Genomic DNA, 17,713 nt, shown 5'->3' on the forward strand with positions numbered 1-17,713 from the left:
GCGATTAACGCACGTACTGAACGCAAATTTTTCGAGCTGGTACTACCAGTGACGAACGGACCCGACCGTTGCATGAATACAGCGGCGCGCGGGTGTTGCGCGGACACGGCAATCGGCCATCTTCACCACGCAGATCCGGGGGGATCCAGCGCTTCCTTCCATCAATGGACATGCCGTGATGACCAACTCCAATCGCCGCTTGCGGTTACGCAGTTTGACGCTCATTCCCTGCCTGCTTGCCAGCGCAGTGGCTTTCGCCCAGCCCGGCCCCGCTACCGCACAACAGTCGGTTTCATCCCTGGATGCCCAGGCGTTCGCGCGCTCCGGTCGGGTGTGGAGCGCATTCGGCAGCAACCTCCCATTCGCGAGCCCCAGCAGTTGGCCCACCGCCGGCGGCGGTTACCTCAACGCGCGCTTCGCGCCGGGTGAGTGGAAGATCAATCGCACCACCGTCAAAGGCCTCAAGCCGGCCTGGACCCTGACCACCACCGGCGACATCTCGGCCACGCCGAGCGTGGAAGGCGGCACCCTGTATGTGCCCGACTGGGGCGGCACGCTGTATAGCGTCGACACCCAGACCGGCAAGCCGAACTGGCAGGCCAAATTGTCCGACTACACCGGCAATGCCGCCTCGGTAACGCGCAACACTCCGGCCATCAGCGCCAAGAGCATCATCGTCGGCGACCAGGCTGCAGGCACCGTGATGGCGATCGACAAGAAGACCGGCAAGCTGCTGTGGAAGACCACCGCCGAAGCCAACCCGCAGGCGCGCATCACCTCCTCGCCGGTGATCTACGGCAACCGCGTCTACGTCGGCATCTCCTCGGGCGACTGGGGCAATCTGGCGCCCAATCACACCTTCAGTTTCCGCGGCAGCGTCGTGGCGCTGGATCTGAACACCGGCAAGCTGCTGTGGCAGTTCTACAACGTGCCCGAGGGCTACACCGGCGCCTCGGTATGGGGCCAGGTGGCGATCGACCCGATCAGCCGCCGCCTGTATTTCGGCACCGGCAACAACTACAACATTCCGCAGAGCGTCGGTAACTGCGTGTCCAATGCGCGTTCCTTCCGTGGCAGCGAACTCACCGTGCAGGACGAACTGAACTGCATGGCGCCGGATAACTACGTCGACTCGGTGGTGTCGTTGAATCTGGACACCGGCAAGCTGGTGTGGGCCGACCGCGCACAGGGCTATGACGCGTGGAACCTGTCGTGCATCGTGGCGCCCACCAACGGCCTGTGCCCCAATACGCAAGCAACTAACCTGACCGGCCCCGATTACGATTTCGGCGGCGCAGGCGTGCAGCTGTTCACCGTGTGGCGTGACGGCAAGGCGCAGCAGGCAGTCGGTGCCGGGGCCAAGAGCGGCACTTACTGGGCGTTCGACGCCAAGACCGGCGCCAGATTGTGGTCGACCCAGGTCGGCCCCGGCGGCACCACCGGCGGCGTCGAGTGGGGCACCGCGTTCGACCCATACAAGTCGCAGATTTATGTGGCCATCAACAACAGTAGCAACGCCACCTACACCCTGGGGCCGGACAACACCGTCACCCACAACGGCGGCTCGTGGGCAGCGTTGGATGCAGCCACCGGCAAGATCAAATGGCAGGTCAAGGTGCCCGGCATCAACCGCGTCAACCCGACCGTACCGGCCGGTGGCCAAGGCTCGCTGACGGTGTCGCCCAACCTGCTGTACGCCGGCTCGATGGCCGGCAACATGGTCGCCCTCGACACCGACACCGGCGCCACGCTGTGGAACTACGACGCCACCGGTTCGGTCATCAGCTCGCCGGCCGTGGTCAATGGTGCGCTGTACTGGGGCGCCGGCTACGGCCGCTTCAACTTCGGCACCGCCGCGACCAGCAATCAGCTGACCAAATTCGTGCCGGAGAGCGGTGCGGCCAAGTAAGCGGTTAGCACATGCTCTGCGTTGCGTGATGCGCAGTGAAAGCAAAACAACGACGCCGCCTTCGGGTGGCGTCGTTGTGTGTGGCGCTGGTAGATAGCGCAGCGCAGTACGTTGATTGCCGCGTGCGGTGTTGGCTGTTGGTGTTGCTGTTACTGGTTGCCGGTTGAGTATGGAGACGGCGCCACGCCGCTACAGCCGGGTGACCTGGCAGAGCCTGATCTGCCCTGCTTCCAGCCCATGCGCTTCTGCCGCACGACGGCGCAACGCACACACCAGTCCGGCGGCATCCAGAACGCCATCGGCAGGCACCTCCACGCTGTGAGCGAGCTGCCCCCATAGCACCGGCCGACCATCGCAATAGCCTTCGTAGTCGGCGAAGTAATGCAGCTGGTGCGGCTCAGGTGCCGACGTGGACATCGCCCTGAATCTCCGTGCAGCCCAGATGTTCCAACGCGATTTCCAGCCCCAGCAGATAGCTCTGCGCGCAGTAACCGCGCACCGTCGCCACGCACTCGCCCAGACCTGCCGGCAGGCAGCGCTCCGGCCGGTCCGTACTGTCGTCGTGCGTTTCCACATAGGGATAGCGCAACGCCGCCAGCACCCGATGCAGGCGCACGCTGTCCACGCAACTGCCCGGATCGATCAACGCAATTTCCATCCGCGCCTGCCCGGCTACGCGCAACGCATCCAGCAACTCCTGCTCCGACCCGCAGGCGCGCAACGCCACCGTCTTGCCTGCATCGCCGGCACATTGCACCAGCTGCCGGATCACGGCCCGCGGCAACGGCTGCGGTCCACGTACCTGCGGCGATAACGCATCGGGCCCACGCACGATCATGATCGACATGCCGACGTCCTCAGGCAGCCACGCGCAACGGCGCGTGCAACGACGGCAGACAGCGCGCGGCAATGCCCAACGACATCGCATACGCACGCGGCGCATCGTGCGGCGCAATCACCACCGCCAACGGCGCATGCTGCGGATGCAGCCACGGCTCCAGCTCTTGGGCCGCATCGGCATGCAGCTCGATGTACGGCGTGCGCAGCGCATCCACCGCCGCACGCAAGGCCCTGGCACAGCTGCGCTCGGACAACGGCAGATCGCCCGAGTCCAGCAGCACCAGTTCCACCTCTGCATCGCCACCGGCCAATTGCAAACTCGCAATCAAGCTATCGACATCGGCGCACGCCACCGTTCGCAGCGCACGACCACCACACTCGGGCGACATGACCGACAACGCTTGCACAGGATCAGTCTGGGGACCTTGCAAAATCAGGATACACATCGTGTTTGGCTCAACGCACCACAGTGCGGGAGTGCCAAGGTAGATTTGTCGGGCGTAAACAGGCTAGGCCCGCACCACTGCGCGGGCATAAAGAGTACGTAACGGCTTGCCCTCACCAGTCGAAACCGCACGACGTGCAAGTGATGACGGTGCTCAGCGCACATGGGGCTGAAAAACGTTTACGCAGTGGGAACCTGGTTCCGCAGGGCGAGCACTTACCGCCTACACATTTTCGAGTAGTCGATTGCCAGCGCTACCATGAACAACAATTCCGAGACGACAAACAGCTTCACTGTTTTGGTCAATGCCAAATCCACTTCAGACCATTGGAGTATCAGAAAGAACGCGCAAAACATGATGATGTAACCGACCTGATAAACGACAAGCCTCCTAAGCCATCTTCTCCTCGCAGCCCTCATGCTGTGCTCGCTCTCCTGGACTATCTGGAAAATCCTTTTGCAACATCACTTACAGGTCAATCGCAAATCAGTCCGCCTGGAGTTATTTCTCACTAGCACTCGGAAGATACACGCCGACGCAAGCGATATAACCTTTTATCCACGCAGCAAGATCGGCAAGCTACAGGCGGCAGACTTCGCGGATGGGCCAGCAGCTTCCCGCAAGCTAACTGCCGCCCCCTACTTCTCCCGCCGCCAATTCACAGACCCCTTGGTCTCCACCGTGCTGGATTCGGCTTCCACATCGAAGCCGCGGCTGAGCAGGTATTTGAGCGTCAGCACCGAGCCGCCGCCGATCATCGAGACGCCGTAGCCGACGTACAACCTGGGCGAGAGGTATTTGCCGAAGCCCACCACTGAGCCTAGCGTGCTGGATTGGCTGACGCCGGCTTCGTCCAGGCCGAGCTTGGCGCCGATCTGCGAAGCGATCAGGCTGCTGCCGGCCGACAGTGCGGCCGAGGCGGCGCTGACTTGCTGGGTTTCGTCGCTGCTGGCGGTGGACAGGCCGCGGCCGAGCACCAGGTACGACAGCGCTTCGGATTGCGACATCGCCGGCTCCGACCACACATCGGCACGTGGCGATTCGGCGCGGCCGCTGACGTCGATACCGGCGGTGACATCGCCGATCTTGCGTTCGGCGCGCAGGCTCACGCGCGGGTCGGAAACGATGTTGTTGTTCCAGGTCAGCTGGCCGCGGCTGATGGTCAGATCCTGGCCATAGGCCTTGTAGCGGCCGCGCACATCCAGCCCGCCATTGGCGGTCATCTCGCGCCCCGGGCGCGCGCGGATCTGCATCTGCCCGCTCAGGCCGCCCTTCAGGCCGAAGCCGCTCATGTTGACCTTGTCGCCCAGCACGATGGCCAGGTCCATATCCAAGAGCGAGGACGGCGCGGCTTGCGGGTCGACCGGGTCCAGCACCACCACGTCTTCGGACACCGAGGTGCCGCGATCCAGACGCTCCAGGTCGATATCGGCTTCGGGCACGGTGACCTTGCCGCGCAGCTGCATGGTGTTGTCGGTGATGCCGAACTGCATGTCCGGGTTGGCGATGACGCGCAACTCGCTGGTGTTGTAGGCCAGCACGTTCTGCCCGCGGATGTTGAGCAGCAGCGGGGTGCTGGTGCCGAACCACGACAGCCCGCCATCAACGGTGAGCGTGCCCTCGCCGGACTTGGCCGAGGCGGTGATCTTGGCCGAGCCGTCCGGCAAGGCGTCGAAGCGGCCCTTGCCCTCGCTCAAGGTCAGACCCATCGACGGGTATTCGGCAGTGAAATCGCTCAGGGTGGCGTCGCCGCCCAGCAGTGGCTTGTCGCGGGTGCCGCGCAGGCTCACATGGCCTTCGACCAGGCCCTTGGGCCGCACCACATCGGCCACCACCAGCTCCAGCCAGTACAGCCGCGACATGTTGAGATACAGCTCGCCATTGAGCGGCGCGTACGCGTCCCAGCCGGTGTTGAACTTGGCATCGACAAAGCCCGCGCCCTGGAAGCCGACACCGAGCTTGCCCTGGATCTGCTGCGGGGTGAAATCGGCCTGCATGCTGAACTGGTCGTAGCGCAGCAACTCACCGCGATTGGGGTTGCCGGCCACCGCGGCGTAGCGGGTTTCGCCCAGGCGGATACCGCCTTCGGGCGAGGCGATGCGGAAGCTGCCTTCCCATGCATTGCCGCGCGGCTTGAAGCTGCCGTCGAGTGCGAGCTCTCCGCGCAGATAGATCTGCCGACCTTCCTGCTTGGGCAACCACGGTTGCACCAACGACAGCGGCAAGGCGTCGCCATGCACCACCATGCCCTCGCGCGGCCAATTGGCGCTGGCGCACAGCGCGCCGCCGGTGGCCGCGCCCAGGCAGGTGTCGGACAGAGTGAACGCCGCGCCATCGGTGCTGAACTGCGCCGGCTGCCGTAGCGCCCAGGCATCGCCCTTGGACGGTGCGATGCGCAACGTGGCGACCTGGCCCTGCCAGCGGTCGCCATTACGGCGCACATCGCCCTGCAGCGCGACGCTGGCCATGCTGTTGGCGATATCGGCATCCAGGCGCAGCGCTTCCACCGCGCCGCGTGCCTGCACCCGCACGCTGTCCAGCACCACACCCGCTTCGATGGCAGTGCCCTGCAACGCCAGCTGCCCATCGCTGCCGCGCCACGGCAAGCGCCCACGCAAGCTGATGCTCTGCGCGGTGTAGGTGTTCCAGCGCAGGCCAGTGCCGGCGATGTCGGCGGTGATGTCCGGCGCATCGCGGCGGCCGCTGACCTGCAACTGCCCGCGCACGGTGCCGGTGGCGCCAGGCAGCACGTCGTCCAGTTGCAGCGGCTGCAGTTGCGCGGCGATGTCGAGCTGGTCGCCGACCTTGCCCTTGGCAGTGACGCGGCTATTGCCCAGCGACAGTTGCAGTTCGCCTTCGCCTTGTTCGCCACGCAGGGCAAACTTGCCGTTGGCCGACAGCGCGCGCTGGCGCAGCTGGCCGGTCAGGCTGGGAACATCGGCCGTGGCTTCGACGCCCGGCGAGACGCCACCGGCCGGCGCCGGCAGCTGCCGGCCCTTGGAGGCGATCTTGCCGGACAGATTGCCGTTCCAGCCCGGCGCGAAATAGCCCGGATCGAACTTGGCCAGCTGCGCGGTGACATCCCACTGCAGCTCCGGTGCCCAGCCCACTTCGCCAGTGACATCCAGCGAGCCGCCCGGCGTGGTGGCCTGCACCTGCTTGAGCTGCACGCGTTGGTCGTTGCCACGGCTGTCGAACACCAGCGCGGCCTGCTGGCCGTCGCGCTCCACGGTGGCGCGGCCGATTGCGGCCCACGCCTTCAGGGTGCCGGCCACGCCCAGGCGTGCGTCGATCAATTCCACCGGCACCACCGGCGCATCGGGGGTGGCCGGGTCGGCTGCGGGAGTGAAGCGCAGGCCCTTGGCATTGACCGCAAAGCGGAAGCTCGGATTCTGGGTATCGCGGAAGTCGGCGGTGCCGCGCAGCTGGGTGCGCCCTTCGAAGGTATCGATCACCAACGGTTCGACGGTCAACACCTGCTCCTGCAGGCTGATGTGCGACGGCTGCAAGGTCGCGCTCAGCGCGCCCTGTTTGACGCTGCCCTGCAGATCGGCGTTACCGCCCTTGCCGGACGCGGTCAGGTTCACTGCGATCGGCGTGGCCGGTGCGCTGGTCGCGCCAGCGGCGGCTGGAATCAGCAGCGAGGTATCCAGTGCCTCGGTGACGGCCTTGAACGCCCAGGTCGGGTCGTCGCGGCCGGTGAACACCAGGCTGGCCTGCAGCGGGGCCGGTGCGCGGCCGGCGATGGCCACTTCCATCTTGTCCAGGTCACCGCGCGCGACCAGGCCCAGGCTGGCCGGCGTGCGGCCCCGCGCGGCCGGCAGCACCGCGGTGGCGGTGAGATCGGCGTGGTAATCGTCGTTCGGAATGTAATCGCCATGCAGGCGGAAGTCGCCCATGTCGGTGTCGATCACCAGGTCGCGCGTGCGCAGTTCGCCGGTCGCCACTTCCAGCCCGCCCTGCATCTTGTGCAGCACGATCATCGGCTGTTGCAACTGGGTGATGCGCAGATTGTCCACTGCAATCTTGTCGGCCTGGATCGCCAGCGGCACGTTGATCTGCGGCAGCGATTCGGGCCAGCTGGGGAGCTTGAACGGTTCGTCGCTCTTGCCCAGGTTCAACGTGGCGTTGCTCACCTGCACTGCGTCCAGCTGCAGCTTGCGGCCGAGCAATGGGCGCAGATCCGGCTCCAGATACACGCGCTCGGCGGTGAAGTGGATGTCCTGATACCTGAAGTCGACATTGCGCAGGGTCAGCGGGCCGGCCACCGGGCCTTCGACGCTGCCGTAGCTGAAGCTGGCACCCACCGGCAGGCGCGCAACCACCTGGGCCAGCAACACGTCGCGCCCGGCCACGGTCTGCAGCAACCAATAGAGCGCGATCAGGGCCAGCAGCACCAGCCCGAGCACGGTCAGCCCCGAGCCCACCCAGAACCGGCGTCGGCGATAAAAACGCGCGCGGCGCGGTGCGGCAGGTGGCGTGGGTGTGCTCACAGGTTGGCCCCGATATCGATGTAGAGCTGAAACTGCGAGTCGGGGTCGTTCAGGCCGTGTGCGATATCCACGCGCACCGGCCCCACCGGCGAGCGCCAACGCAGACCGAAGCCGATACCGGTATGCCAGTCGGGCCGGTCGTCGAAGGCGCTGCCGCTATCGACAAACACCGCTCCGCCCCACGGGCCGCCCTTGAGGTAATGCTCGTACTCGGCGCTACCGGTGACCACGTTCTTGGCACCGAGCGCAAATTCGTCCGGCCTGGGCGTGCGTGGGCCCACTTCGCGGAAGGCGTAGCCGCGGATGCTGTTGGCGCCACCGGCAAAGAAGCGCAGGCTGGGCGGCATCGCCACCAGATCGCTGGTCCAGGTGGTGCCGCCTTCGCCGCGCAGGATCACCCGCCCGTTGTCGCCGGCGCCCAGAAACCAGCGCAGTTGCCCATAGAGCTGGCCGAAGTTGGTGTCCGAACCCGCACCTTCGGCGCCACCACGGATCAGCGCCTGGCCCGATACACCGCTACGCGGAAACAGCCGGTCGTCGACATTGATGTAGTTGGCCTGCAGCTGCGGATAGATCAGCGTGGAGGTTTCGTACACCGCGCCTTCGAAATCGTCGCCGCTGCTGAACCGCCAGCGCTCGCGCAAGGCGTTGATCGAGGCGATCGCGCTCCAGCGCTCGTTGATCTGGCCGCTGCGGCTGCCGGTGAGTTTGACGTTGCGCAGGTCGATGTATTCGGTCTGCTCGTCGTACAGGCGCGCCGAGGCGGTGTACCAGCCGTCGAGCCAACGGAACGCCGGCACCCGGTAACTGGTGGTCAGGCTCTTGCGGTTCTGCGCGTAGTCCAGCTGCGTGTCCATCTTGTGGCCACGCGCATTGACATAACGCCGCTCCACGCCGCCGCGCACACCGGCGCCGCTCTCGCTGCCGTAGCTCAGACCGGAGGTGTAGACGGTGCGCTTGGCGCGGGTGAGCTTGACGTCCACCGGCACGCGGCCATCGGCATCGGCGTCTTCGGGCTTGGGCTGGATATCGATGGTACTGAAGTAATCCAGCTTGGTCAGCGACTCGCGCAGCCGATCCAGCTTGCCTTCGTGGTAGTAGCTGCCCTCGTCCCAATAGACCAGCGGGTCGAACAGGCCATCGCGAAAGTAGTCGTAGTCGAAGCGCACCTTGCCCATGTCGTAGCGACGGCCGCTATCCCAATTCAGGTCGATGTCGGCGGCGTGTTCGGCGCGCGTCACCGCGACCCGCCGCTGGGTGAAGTCGGCGTCGAAGTACCCACGCTCGGCCAGACGCCGGGTGATGCGCACCTTGCTGGCTTCGTACTGCGGATGACTGAAGACCTGGCCTTCGCGCGGCTCGAACTGTTTGAGGTCCTGCCCCAGATAACGGTCCTGCTCGGCCCAACCGGTGATGGAGATATGCGAGGTACGTACCCGGACCGGCTCGCCACGGTCCACCGTGATCACCACCGTCACCTTGTCGCCGTTGCGCGGCGCGGCCAGTTCGATGGTCGGCGAGTAATAACCGAACGGCTCCAGTGCCTCGCGCGTCTGCCGCTCCGCCTGCGCAAGCAGGTACTCCAATCGCGACTCGCCCTGCTCTTTGCCGACGGCCTCATACAGAGACAGGGAGACTTCGATGTTCTCGATCATCTCGGCATCGTCGCCGTCGTCCAGCCCTTTGATCTCGATCTTGTCGATGGTCGCCCGGGCAGCCGCTTGCAGCGGAACGAACAGGGTGCACAGCAGGGAAAGAGCAAAGACGGCTTTAAGCATCGGCAAAGGATACCCAGCCTTGGCGTGAAGGGACAAAAAATCTAAGCAAACACGCCTATACGGCACCCAATGGAACTCGGTACAGTCGGCACGTTGTTAACGTTTCGTTGGCACCCATCGCGTACGGCCCCCCGATTGCCGCGCGCCCGTCTAGACCTTTGGAGAGAGAGGTTCGTTTCATGAAACGTCATTTGCTAGTTACCGCCGTGTGCACCGCCCTGACCATGCCATCGCTTGCACTGGCACAGCAGCAAGGTGAAGTGACTCAACTGGACAAGGTGACGGTGACAGGGTCGTTGATCCCCCGTTCCCAGGTCGAAACCGCAACCCCGGTGTTCTCGATCACCGCCCAGGACATCCAGCGCCGCGGCTTCAAGGACGTCTACGACGTGCTGCGCTCGCAACCGATGGCCACTGGCGCGGTCCAGGATAGCCAGTTCAGCAACGGCTTCACCGCGGGTGCCAAATCGCTGAGCCTGCTCGGCCTGGATCCCGGCTTCACCCTGGTGCTGATCGATGGCCGGCCGATGGCCGACTACCCGTTGCTCTACAACGGCCAGAGCAACTTCGTCGATCTGGCCAGCGTGCCGGTGGGCATGGTCGAGCGCATCGACGTAGCGCCCGGTAACCAGTCCTCGATCTACGGCTCCAGCGCCATCGCCGGTGTGGTCAACATCATCCTGAAAAAGCGCATGGACGGCGTGCAGATGAATTATCGCATGGGCACCTACGACGGCGGTGGCGGCAACAACCAGCGCTTTCAGCTCACCGGCGGCAACGAGATCGGCGGCGCCAACATCGTATGGGGCCTGCAGCTCAACAATCAGGATCCGATCTACGGCTATCAGCGCCGCGACTTCGATTCCACCGACGACAATCCGGACCCGACCCTGCGCTACGGTTCGCGCATCGCGCTGCATAACGTCGCCGGCCCCCCGGCCACCTATGTCGACCCCGGCGCAGACAACTGCGCGGCGTTGGGGGCGCTGTTCAATGGGTCGGTGCAATACGACAACCGCGCCAACCGCGGCAACTTCTGCAGCAGCCGTACCGAGCCGGGCTATGCCAGCATCCTCAACAAGGAACGCAGCGCCAGCGGCTATGCCAACCTGAGCTACGCGTTCAACGACAACACCGAGCTGTACTCGACCGTGTTGCTCAATCGCACCAAGGTCGAGGTCAATAGCGGACCCCGCTTCTGGCAGACCTCGTCGGACACCGGTGGCTTTTTCTACAACGGGGACAGCCAGCAGCTCGAAAGCTATCAACGCGTTTTTGCACCGGAAGAAACCGGCAACAACAATTTCAACAACGACCGCCAGACTGCCGACTCCTACAACATCGCGCTCGGTCTGAAAGGCGGCCTGGGTGCCAGCAACTGGACCTACGATGCGTACTACGCACGCTCGGAATATCGCATCGAAAGCCGTCAGCAGTGGCCGCTGGCCGACCGCATCGAAGATTTCTTCCGCGAACAGTTCCTCGGCGCGCCGCAGGGCGAGTACTACGGCTACCCGATCTATTCGCCCAACGATGCCAACTTCTACCGCGCGTTGACGCCGGCGCAGTACCGCAGCTTCAACGATGAAATCCGCACCAAGTCCAGGACCTGGACCCAGAACGTCAACCTGCAGCTGACCAACACCGAGTTGTTCAACCTGCCGGCCGGTGCGGTCGGCGTTGCCGGGGTGTTGCAGGCCGGTAATCAGTACTGGACCAATCCGACCGACCCGCGTGTGATTGCCGGCGACTTCTACCAGCTGACCGGCACCCAGGGCAGCGGCAAGCGCGAGAACTGGGCGGCGGCCTTCGAAATGCGGGTGCCGATCCTGAGCACCTTGACTGCCAATCTGTCCGGCCGCTACGACGACTACAAGAACCAGGGCGGCGGTGGCGATTCCAAGTTCACCTACAAGGCCGCACTGGAATTCCGCCCGATCGATTCGCTGCTGTTCCGCGGCAACTACGCCACTGCGTTCAAGGCACCGGACATGGCGTTCTCGTTCGCTGGCGATAGCGGCTTCTTCCAGGGCGTCAACGACTACTACCGCTGCGCGGTCGAAGAACCCGGCGTGCCGATCGCCGACTGCACCTATGCCGGCACCACCATCCAGGGCCGTCGGTCCGGCAATGCCGATCTGAAGTCGATCACCGCAAAATCCTGGGGCGCCGGCGTGGTGTGGTCGCCGAGCGCACGCTTCAGCGTCAATGCCGATTACTACAACATCAAGATCGAGGACAAGGTCAGCGACCTGAGCACCGATGCATTGCTGCAAAACGAATCGGCCTGCCGGCTCGGCGCTCTGGACATCAATTCGCCGACCTGCGTGGACGCGCTGTCGCGCATCGACCGCACCGCCGCCGATGCGCAGGTACCCAATCGCCTGAGCAACATCCGCATCAACCCGGTCAATATTTCCACCGAGGAAATCTCCGGCGTGCTGACCAAGGCGACCTACAACCTGGCCACCGACTCCTGGGGCCTGTTTGTGTTCGACGCGCAATACAACCTGACGCTCAAGCACGAAAGCCAGCAGTTCCCGCAAGACCCGGTGCGCGACCTGCTGAGCGAGCCGTTCTTCTCTTCCGAGTTCCGCAGCATCACCAATGCCTCGATCACCTGGCAAAAGGATGCGTGGACCACCACCTTGTTCGGCCAGCGCTACGGCCGTACCCCCAACCTCCTCGCGCAGCAGAGTACCGATGGCTATGCGGTGGAAGGCGCACGCAAGGTCGGGGCATGGACCACGCTCAATGCAACACTGGACTATGCGATCAACGACGACATCTCGCTGACGGCCACCGTCAACAATCTCGCCGACACCCGCCCACCGCGTGATCGCACCTACACCGACTACCCGTACTACAACATCTTCAACTACACCGGCTACGGCCGTTCGTACATGCTGGAATTGAACTGGCGCTTCGGCGCGCAGTGAGTCATCGGTTATGACCAACGGCCGGCAGTCATCATGACTGCCGGTCTTTTTTTGAGGCATCTCCGCCAAAGCGGATGCGCCTGGATTGGACTTGGAGCAGCGACCAACATCACTTGAACGCTGTCTCGATGGAGGCCAGGTCTGGTCGCACTCGCCTTGGCAGACATGTTTCCAGACACCTGGGATGAGGGCGCGCTGCCCTCACCGCTTGCACGACACGCCCTGCCTCCATCCCTCCAGGTTCTTGCGCCGCATCCATCGTGCCACCCGGTCCTGCAAGCCGTGAGGACATCGCACTTGTCGACATGACGGTGTACTGATGGGATCAAACAGCAGGCCGCATCTACCTGGCCATGAGCGCACGCGTTTGTCAGCTGGCTTGGAGCGGCTAACAAAACGTAGCGAGCAGTCGTCAGGTATATATGGACGGCGCGGAGGAACCGGAGTGTACGAGTGCTACATGCCGATTCCGAGCACCGATAGCGCCCGCCTGGCGGTGAGCACAGTCCTTTTGTTAGCCGCTCTTAGAGCGTGGCGTCTGTTTCGATCATGCCCATCTGCAACAAAGCCTGCCTCAGCGGCTCCAGCTGCGTTGCATAGCGGCGCCACGCTTCCACATTGCGCGCATGCACACCTTCGCGTACCTGCACGCTGCTCAGCGTCGCCGACGCTGCGGCATTGCGCGTGATATCGATCTGCCCTGGCTCTATCGCCAACCCACAGCGCGTCATCAACTGCTCCAGCACCGCCGACGGATCGCGCACCATCTGCGCATAGTCCACATCGATCACCCGGCCCGGGAGCGCAGCGCGCCACTGCGCCATCAAACCGTGATACGCCTGGTAATGACGCGCCAGTGTCTGCAGGTCGTAGCTGTAGGCATAGGAATCGCCGAACAGCGCGCGATAGTTGGAAAAGCACACCGCCATCGGCTCGCGCACCAGGTGCACGATCAGTGCGCCCGGCAACGCCCGTGCGATCGGCCCGATCGCCACTGCATTGGCAGGCAATTTGTCGATATACCAGCGCGCCGCCCCCGCGCGCCACTGCGTCTGCTCCAGATAGCGCTGCCCGACCTGCGCGTAGTCCAGCGTGGGCAGCGCCTGCAACAGGCCCGCATCCAGCAGGCTGCGCCCGGCCTGGTCCGCGCCCCAGCGCAACTGATGGCCGAAGTCGCTCAGCTCGCCCGCAGAGACAATCTGCGAATGGTTACCCAGCATGCGTTCGAGCACCGTGGTGCCCGAACGTGGCAGGCCGAGCACGAAGATGGGTTGCGGGCCGTGTGCAGCATCAGCCGGCTGGGCCGCAAACACGCCTTGATCGGCCAAGGCGCCCAACTGCGCATACAGCGATGCCTCGGCGTCGGCATCGTGGCGCAAGCGCGCATGCATGACTGCATTGCCATGCTGAAGCGCCTCCCAGGCGGCATCGGTCTCGCCCAGATCTTCCAGCTCCTTGTACAGCGCGAACGCCAGCCCGGCGCGGTCTTCGCTGCCGGTTGCAGCGCGCTGCAACTGCTGGCGCAGTGCAGCGACATGGTTATCGCTCGCGCTCTGGCGGCGCAAGCGTGCACGCGTCAGCGCCGCACGGCCGTAGCCGGGCTGCTGCGCCAAGGTCTGCTCCAGCGCCTGCGCTGCCGCATCCAGCTGCCCGTTGAACTGCAATTGCACGGCAAGGAAAAAGCGGAAATCCGCGCCATCGAATCCGCGTGCCTGCGCGCGCTGCATCATCGCCAGCGCCTCGGGATGTTCGCCCAGCGATTGATGCACATGCGCCAGCAAGGCCAGCGTCGCGCCGTCGCCACACTGCAGCACCGATGGATGCCGCAGCAGCGCATGCAACGGCCGATGTTCGCCAACGCGCAGCAGCGCTTGCGCCACACGGCAACGCAGCGTTACATCGTCGCCCACATCGCGCGCGGCCAAGCGCAGCTGCGTGACTGCCTCGCGCATCTTGCCGCTCGCCAGCACGGTGCCGGCCAACAGCACCCGGGCCGACACATGCGTCGGCTCCACCGCCAACACCGCCTGCAACGCCGCCGCCGCGGCGGCCATGTCGCGGCGGGCCAGCGCGTCCTGGGCACGTTGCCACTGCATCGCGCCGGCAGCGGTGGACATCAGCTGGACAGATGCTCGATGGCGGCAACGCTGCCGAGGCGGTCGCCGAGCTTTTTCAGCAGCGCCAGGCGGTTGGCACGCAGCTGCGGGTCTTCGGCATTGACCATCACGCCGTCGAAGAACGCGTCCACCTGCGGGCGCAGGCGGGCCAGCCGAGCCAGCACGGCAACGTAGTCGTGGCGGTGCAGCGCATCGCCGGTGTCGCCGATGGCCGCTTCCACCGCTTCGGCCAGCGCTTCTTCGGCCGGTTCGCGCAGCAGCGTGGTGTCGATGTCGCCGGGGATTTCGCCGTCGACCTTGCGCAGGATGTTGCGGATGCGCTTGTTGGCCGCAGCCAGCGCTTCGGCCTCGGGCAACGTGGCGAAGATACCAATGGCATCGATGCGGCGGTCGAAGTCGTAGAGGGAGGCGGGTCGAAGTTCTGCTACGGCGTTGAAGTGGGTGGCGGGGACGCCTTTGTCGGCGTAGTAACCCTTCAAACGGTCGATGATGAAGTCGTAAAGGTCCAATCGTGCAGTTTCAGTATTCCGATCAGCATGCGGCTTCACTGCTTCTGGCAATAGCTCCATGGCCGCATCGATCAACTTGGGCAAATTCAGATCAAACCCGCTCTCAATCACCGTCCGCGCCAAGCCCAACGCATTACGCCGCAGCGCAAACGGGTCCTTGTTGCCGGTCGGCTTCAGCCCGGCTGCAAAGCCACCAGCCAAGGTATCCAGACGCTCGGCAATCGCCAGCACCTTGCCCAGCGGCGACAGCGCGATGTCGTCGCCGGCAAAACGCGGCTGGTAGGCCTCGTCGATGGCCAGCGAAATCTCGCTCGGCTCGCCAGCGGCTTTTGCGTAATGGCGCCCGGCAATGCCCTGCAGTTCCGGGAATTCGTTGACCATGCGCGATTGCAGATCGTTCTTGGCCAACTCCGCAGCGCGGCGTGCCTGCACTGGGTCGGCGCCGACCTGCGGGGCGATCATTTCAGCCAATTTGGCAACATGCTCCACCTTCTCGGCAACATTGCCCAGCTTGGCCTGATAGGTCACACCGGCCAGGCCTGCGCCCATCGCTTCCAGCCCTTGCTTGAGGTCTTCGTCGAAGAAGAACTTGGCATCGGCAAACCGTGGACGGATCACCCGCTCGTAGCCCTTGGCCACTTCGGCCACGTCCCTGGAGACGATGTTGGCAATGCCGATGAACTGCTCGGTCAACTTGCCGCCGTCATCCAGCACCGGGAAGAATTTCTGATTGATCTCCATGGTTTCGATCAGCGCTTCCTGCGGCACCGCCAGGAAATCGCGCTCGAAGCTACACAACACCGCCGACGGCCATTCGACCAGATTGACCACCTGCTCCAGGTTGTCGTCGCTGATGCGCGCGTGGCCGCCGGCCTGCTTGGCGGCCGCTTCGACTTCTTCGACGATCCGCGTACGGCGTGCGTCGGCATCCACCAGCACATGCGCGCTGCGCAGCGCGTCGATGTAGTCGCCAGGCGCGGACAACGACACCTGCCCTTCGTGCATGAAACGATGGCCGCGGGTGATGCGGTCGCCCCGCACGCCCAACAGTTCGGCCGGGATGACCTCAGTGCCGAACAGCAGCACCAGCCACTGCACCGGCCGCGCGAAGGCATAGGCATGCGCGCCCCAACGCATCGGCTTGGGGATGGGCATGGCGGCAATCGCTTCGCGCAGGATCTCCGGCAACAGCGCGGCGGTGCGCGCACCCGGCGTTACTGCACGATGCACAAAGCGCTCGCCCTTGGCGTCGCTGGTGCGCTCCAGCGCGGTCCAGTCGATGCCGGCCTTTGCGGCAAAACCGGCCAGTGCCTTGGTCGGGTTGCCGTCGGCATCCAGCGCGATGTTGAGATACGGCCCCAGCACTTCGGAGCGCTGTTCCGGCTGTTCGGTGGCCACGCCCGGCAGCAGCACCGCCAGACGGCGCGGGGTGGACAGCGGCTTGGCATCGCCACGGGTGAGAGCGATGCCGCGCTTTTCCAGCCCGGCCAGCACGCCATCGAAGAACGACTGCGCCAAGCCCGGCAGCGCCTTGACCGGCAGCTCTTCGGTGCCCAGTTCGATCAGCAGGGGGTGCATCTGAGTCATTGCGTCGGACCTTGGTTTTCCCTTCGTTCGTCAACCGACGAAAGGTGGCTTGATGATGTCCTTCTCCCGCAAGCGGGAGAAGGTGGCGCGATGCGCCGGATGAGGGTTGCGCGGCGGCGACGGCATGCTGCCCCCATCCGCCCTACGGGCACCTTCCCCCGCCAGCGGGGGAAGGCAACAGCATCAGCGTTTGACGCCAGGAAACCCCAGCTTCTCGCGCTGCGCGTGATACGCCTGCGCCACGCCCTGGGCCAGCGCGCGCACGCGCAGGATGTAGCGCTGGCGCTCGGTCACGCTGATCGCGCGGCGCGCATCCAGCAGGTTGAACGCGTGGCTGGCCTTGGTCACCTGCTCATACGCCGGCAGCGGCAGGCCGACCTCGATCAGATGCTTGGCCTCGGCTTCGCAGGCATCGAAGCGGTGGAACAGCTCTTCCACATTGGCATGCTCGAAGTTGTAGGCGCTCTGCTCCACTTCGTTCTGGTGGTAGACATCGCCGTAGCTCACCGGGCTGCCGTCCGGGCCGTAAGTCCACACCAGGTCGTAGACGTTGTCGCAGCTCTGCAGATACATGCACAGCCGTTCCAGGCCGTAGGTGATCTCACCCAGCACCGGCTTGCACTCCAGCCCGCCGGCCTGCTGGAAGTAGGTGAACTGGGTCACCTCCATGCCGTTGAGCCAGACTTCCCAGCCCAGGCCCCAGGCACCGAGCGTGGGCGATTCCCAGTTGTCTTCGACAAAGCGCAGGTCGTGTACCAGCGGGTCGATACCCAGCGCCTTGAGCGAGCCCAGGTACAGGTCCTGGATGTTGTCCGGGTTGGGCTTCATCGCCACCTGGTACTGGTAGTAGCGCTGCAGACGGTTGGGATTTTCGCCGTACCGGCCGTCGGTGGGACGGCGCGAGGGCTGCACATAGGCGGCATTCCACGGCTCCGGGCCCAGTGCGCGCAGGAAGGTGGCCGGGTGGAACGTGCCCGCACCCACTTCCAGGTCCAGCGGCTGAATCAGCACGCAGCCCTGATCGGCCCAGTACTGGTTGAGGGTCTGGATCAGACCCTGGAACGTGATTGGAACGCGGCGGGAATCGGACATGCA

Annotated in this window: 10 protein-coding genes and 1 other RNA gene; 2 read left to right on the forward strand and 9 right to left on the reverse strand. The window is 64.6% G+C overall.

The window, feature by feature from the left end:
• Window positions 1-178 precede the first annotated feature (178 nt).
• Window positions 179-1,909, forward strand: a complete 1,731-nt coding sequence (locus ACCQ06_RS22225) for an outer membrane protein assembly factor BamB family protein (protein WP_228323703.1) — start codon at window positions 179-181, stop codon at window positions 1,907-1,909.
• Window positions 1,910-2,098: 189 nt separating this feature from the next.
• On the opposite strand, the gene ACCQ06_RS22230 is transcribed toward ACCQ06_RS22225, so the two are convergent.
• The 5 genes from ACCQ06_RS22230 to ACCQ06_RS22250 form a co-directional block, all read right to left on the reverse strand.
• Complete coding sequence (locus ACCQ06_RS22230; protein ID WP_170068566.1) at window positions 2,099-2,326, reverse strand: hypothetical protein; 228 nt, start codon at window positions 2,324-2,326, stop codon at window positions 2,099-2,101.
• Window positions 2,307-2,756, reverse strand: a complete 450-nt coding sequence (locus ACCQ06_RS22235) for a type II 3-dehydroquinate dehydratase (RefSeq protein ID WP_228323702.1) — start codon at window positions 2,754-2,756, stop codon at window positions 2,307-2,309. Before ACCQ06_RS22235 ends, ACCQ06_RS22230 begins: the two co-directional genes overlap by 20 nt.
• A 10-nt stretch (window positions 2,757-2,766) precedes the next feature.
• Window positions 2,767-3,195: a hypothetical protein gene (locus ACCQ06_RS22240; RefSeq protein ID WP_316689480.1), complete on the reverse strand. Its 429-nt coding sequence runs from the start codon at window positions 3,193-3,195 to the stop codon at window positions 2,767-2,769.
• Window positions 3,196-3,833: 638 nt separating this feature from the next.
• Complete coding sequence (locus ACCQ06_RS22245; protein WP_316689482.1) at window positions 3,834-7,688, reverse strand: translocation/assembly module TamB domain-containing protein; 3,855 nt, start codon at window positions 7,686-7,688, stop codon at window positions 3,834-3,836.
• Window positions 7,685-9,466: an autotransporter assembly complex protein TamA gene (locus tag ACCQ06_RS22250; RefSeq protein WP_316689483.1), complete on the reverse strand. Its 1,782-nt coding sequence runs from the start codon at window positions 9,464-9,466 to the stop codon at window positions 7,685-7,687. Before ACCQ06_RS22250 ends, ACCQ06_RS22245 begins: the two co-directional genes overlap by 4 nt.
• Window positions 9,467-9,705: 239 nt before the next feature.
• Between ACCQ06_RS22250 and ACCQ06_RS22255 the strand changes: the two genes are divergently transcribed.
• Window positions 9,706-12,405 carry a TonB-dependent receptor plug domain-containing protein gene (locus ACCQ06_RS22255; protein WP_228323766.1) on the forward strand — a complete coding sequence of 900 codons (2,700 nt, stop codon included), beginning with the start codon at window positions 9,706-9,708 and terminating at the stop codon, window positions 12,403-12,405.
• Window positions 12,406-12,791: 386 nt separating this feature from the next.
• Here ACCQ06_RS22255 and ACCQ06_RS22260 read toward each other — a convergent pair.
• From ACCQ06_RS22260 to glyQ, 4 genes are all read right to left on the reverse strand, one after another.
• Window positions 12,792-12,867, reverse strand: a non-coding RNA gene (locus ACCQ06_RS22260) — sX9 sRNA.
• Between the two features lie 62 nt (window positions 12,868-12,929).
• Window positions 12,930-14,522 (reverse strand): tetratricopeptide repeat-containing sulfotransferase family protein, encoded by a 1,593-nt coding sequence (locus ACCQ06_RS22265; RefSeq protein ID WP_316689485.1) that lies wholly within the window; start codon window positions 14,520-14,522, stop codon window positions 12,930-12,932.
• The gene (glyS, locus tag ACCQ06_RS22270; RefSeq protein ID WP_316689487.1) at window positions 14,522-16,618 is read right to left on the reverse strand and encodes a glycine--tRNA ligase subunit beta; all 2,097 of its coding nucleotides are present in this window, start codon (window positions 16,616-16,618) and stop codon (window positions 14,522-14,524) included. Before glyS ends, ACCQ06_RS22265 begins: the two co-directional genes overlap by 1 nt.
• A 183-nt stretch (window positions 16,619-16,801) precedes the next feature.
• Window positions 16,802-17,710, reverse strand: coding sequence for a glycine--tRNA ligase subunit alpha (gene glyQ / locus ACCQ06_RS22275; protein WP_055846691.1), 909 nt, complete (start codon window positions 17,708-17,710; stop codon window positions 16,802-16,804).
• Window positions 17,711-17,713: the final 3 nt, after the last annotated feature.

The organism is Xanthomonas sp. NCPPB 4467 (genome assembly GCF_041475665.2).
Classification (GTDB): Bacteria; Pseudomonadota; Gammaproteobacteria; order Xanthomonadales; family Xanthomonadaceae; genus Xanthomonas; species Xanthomonas dyei.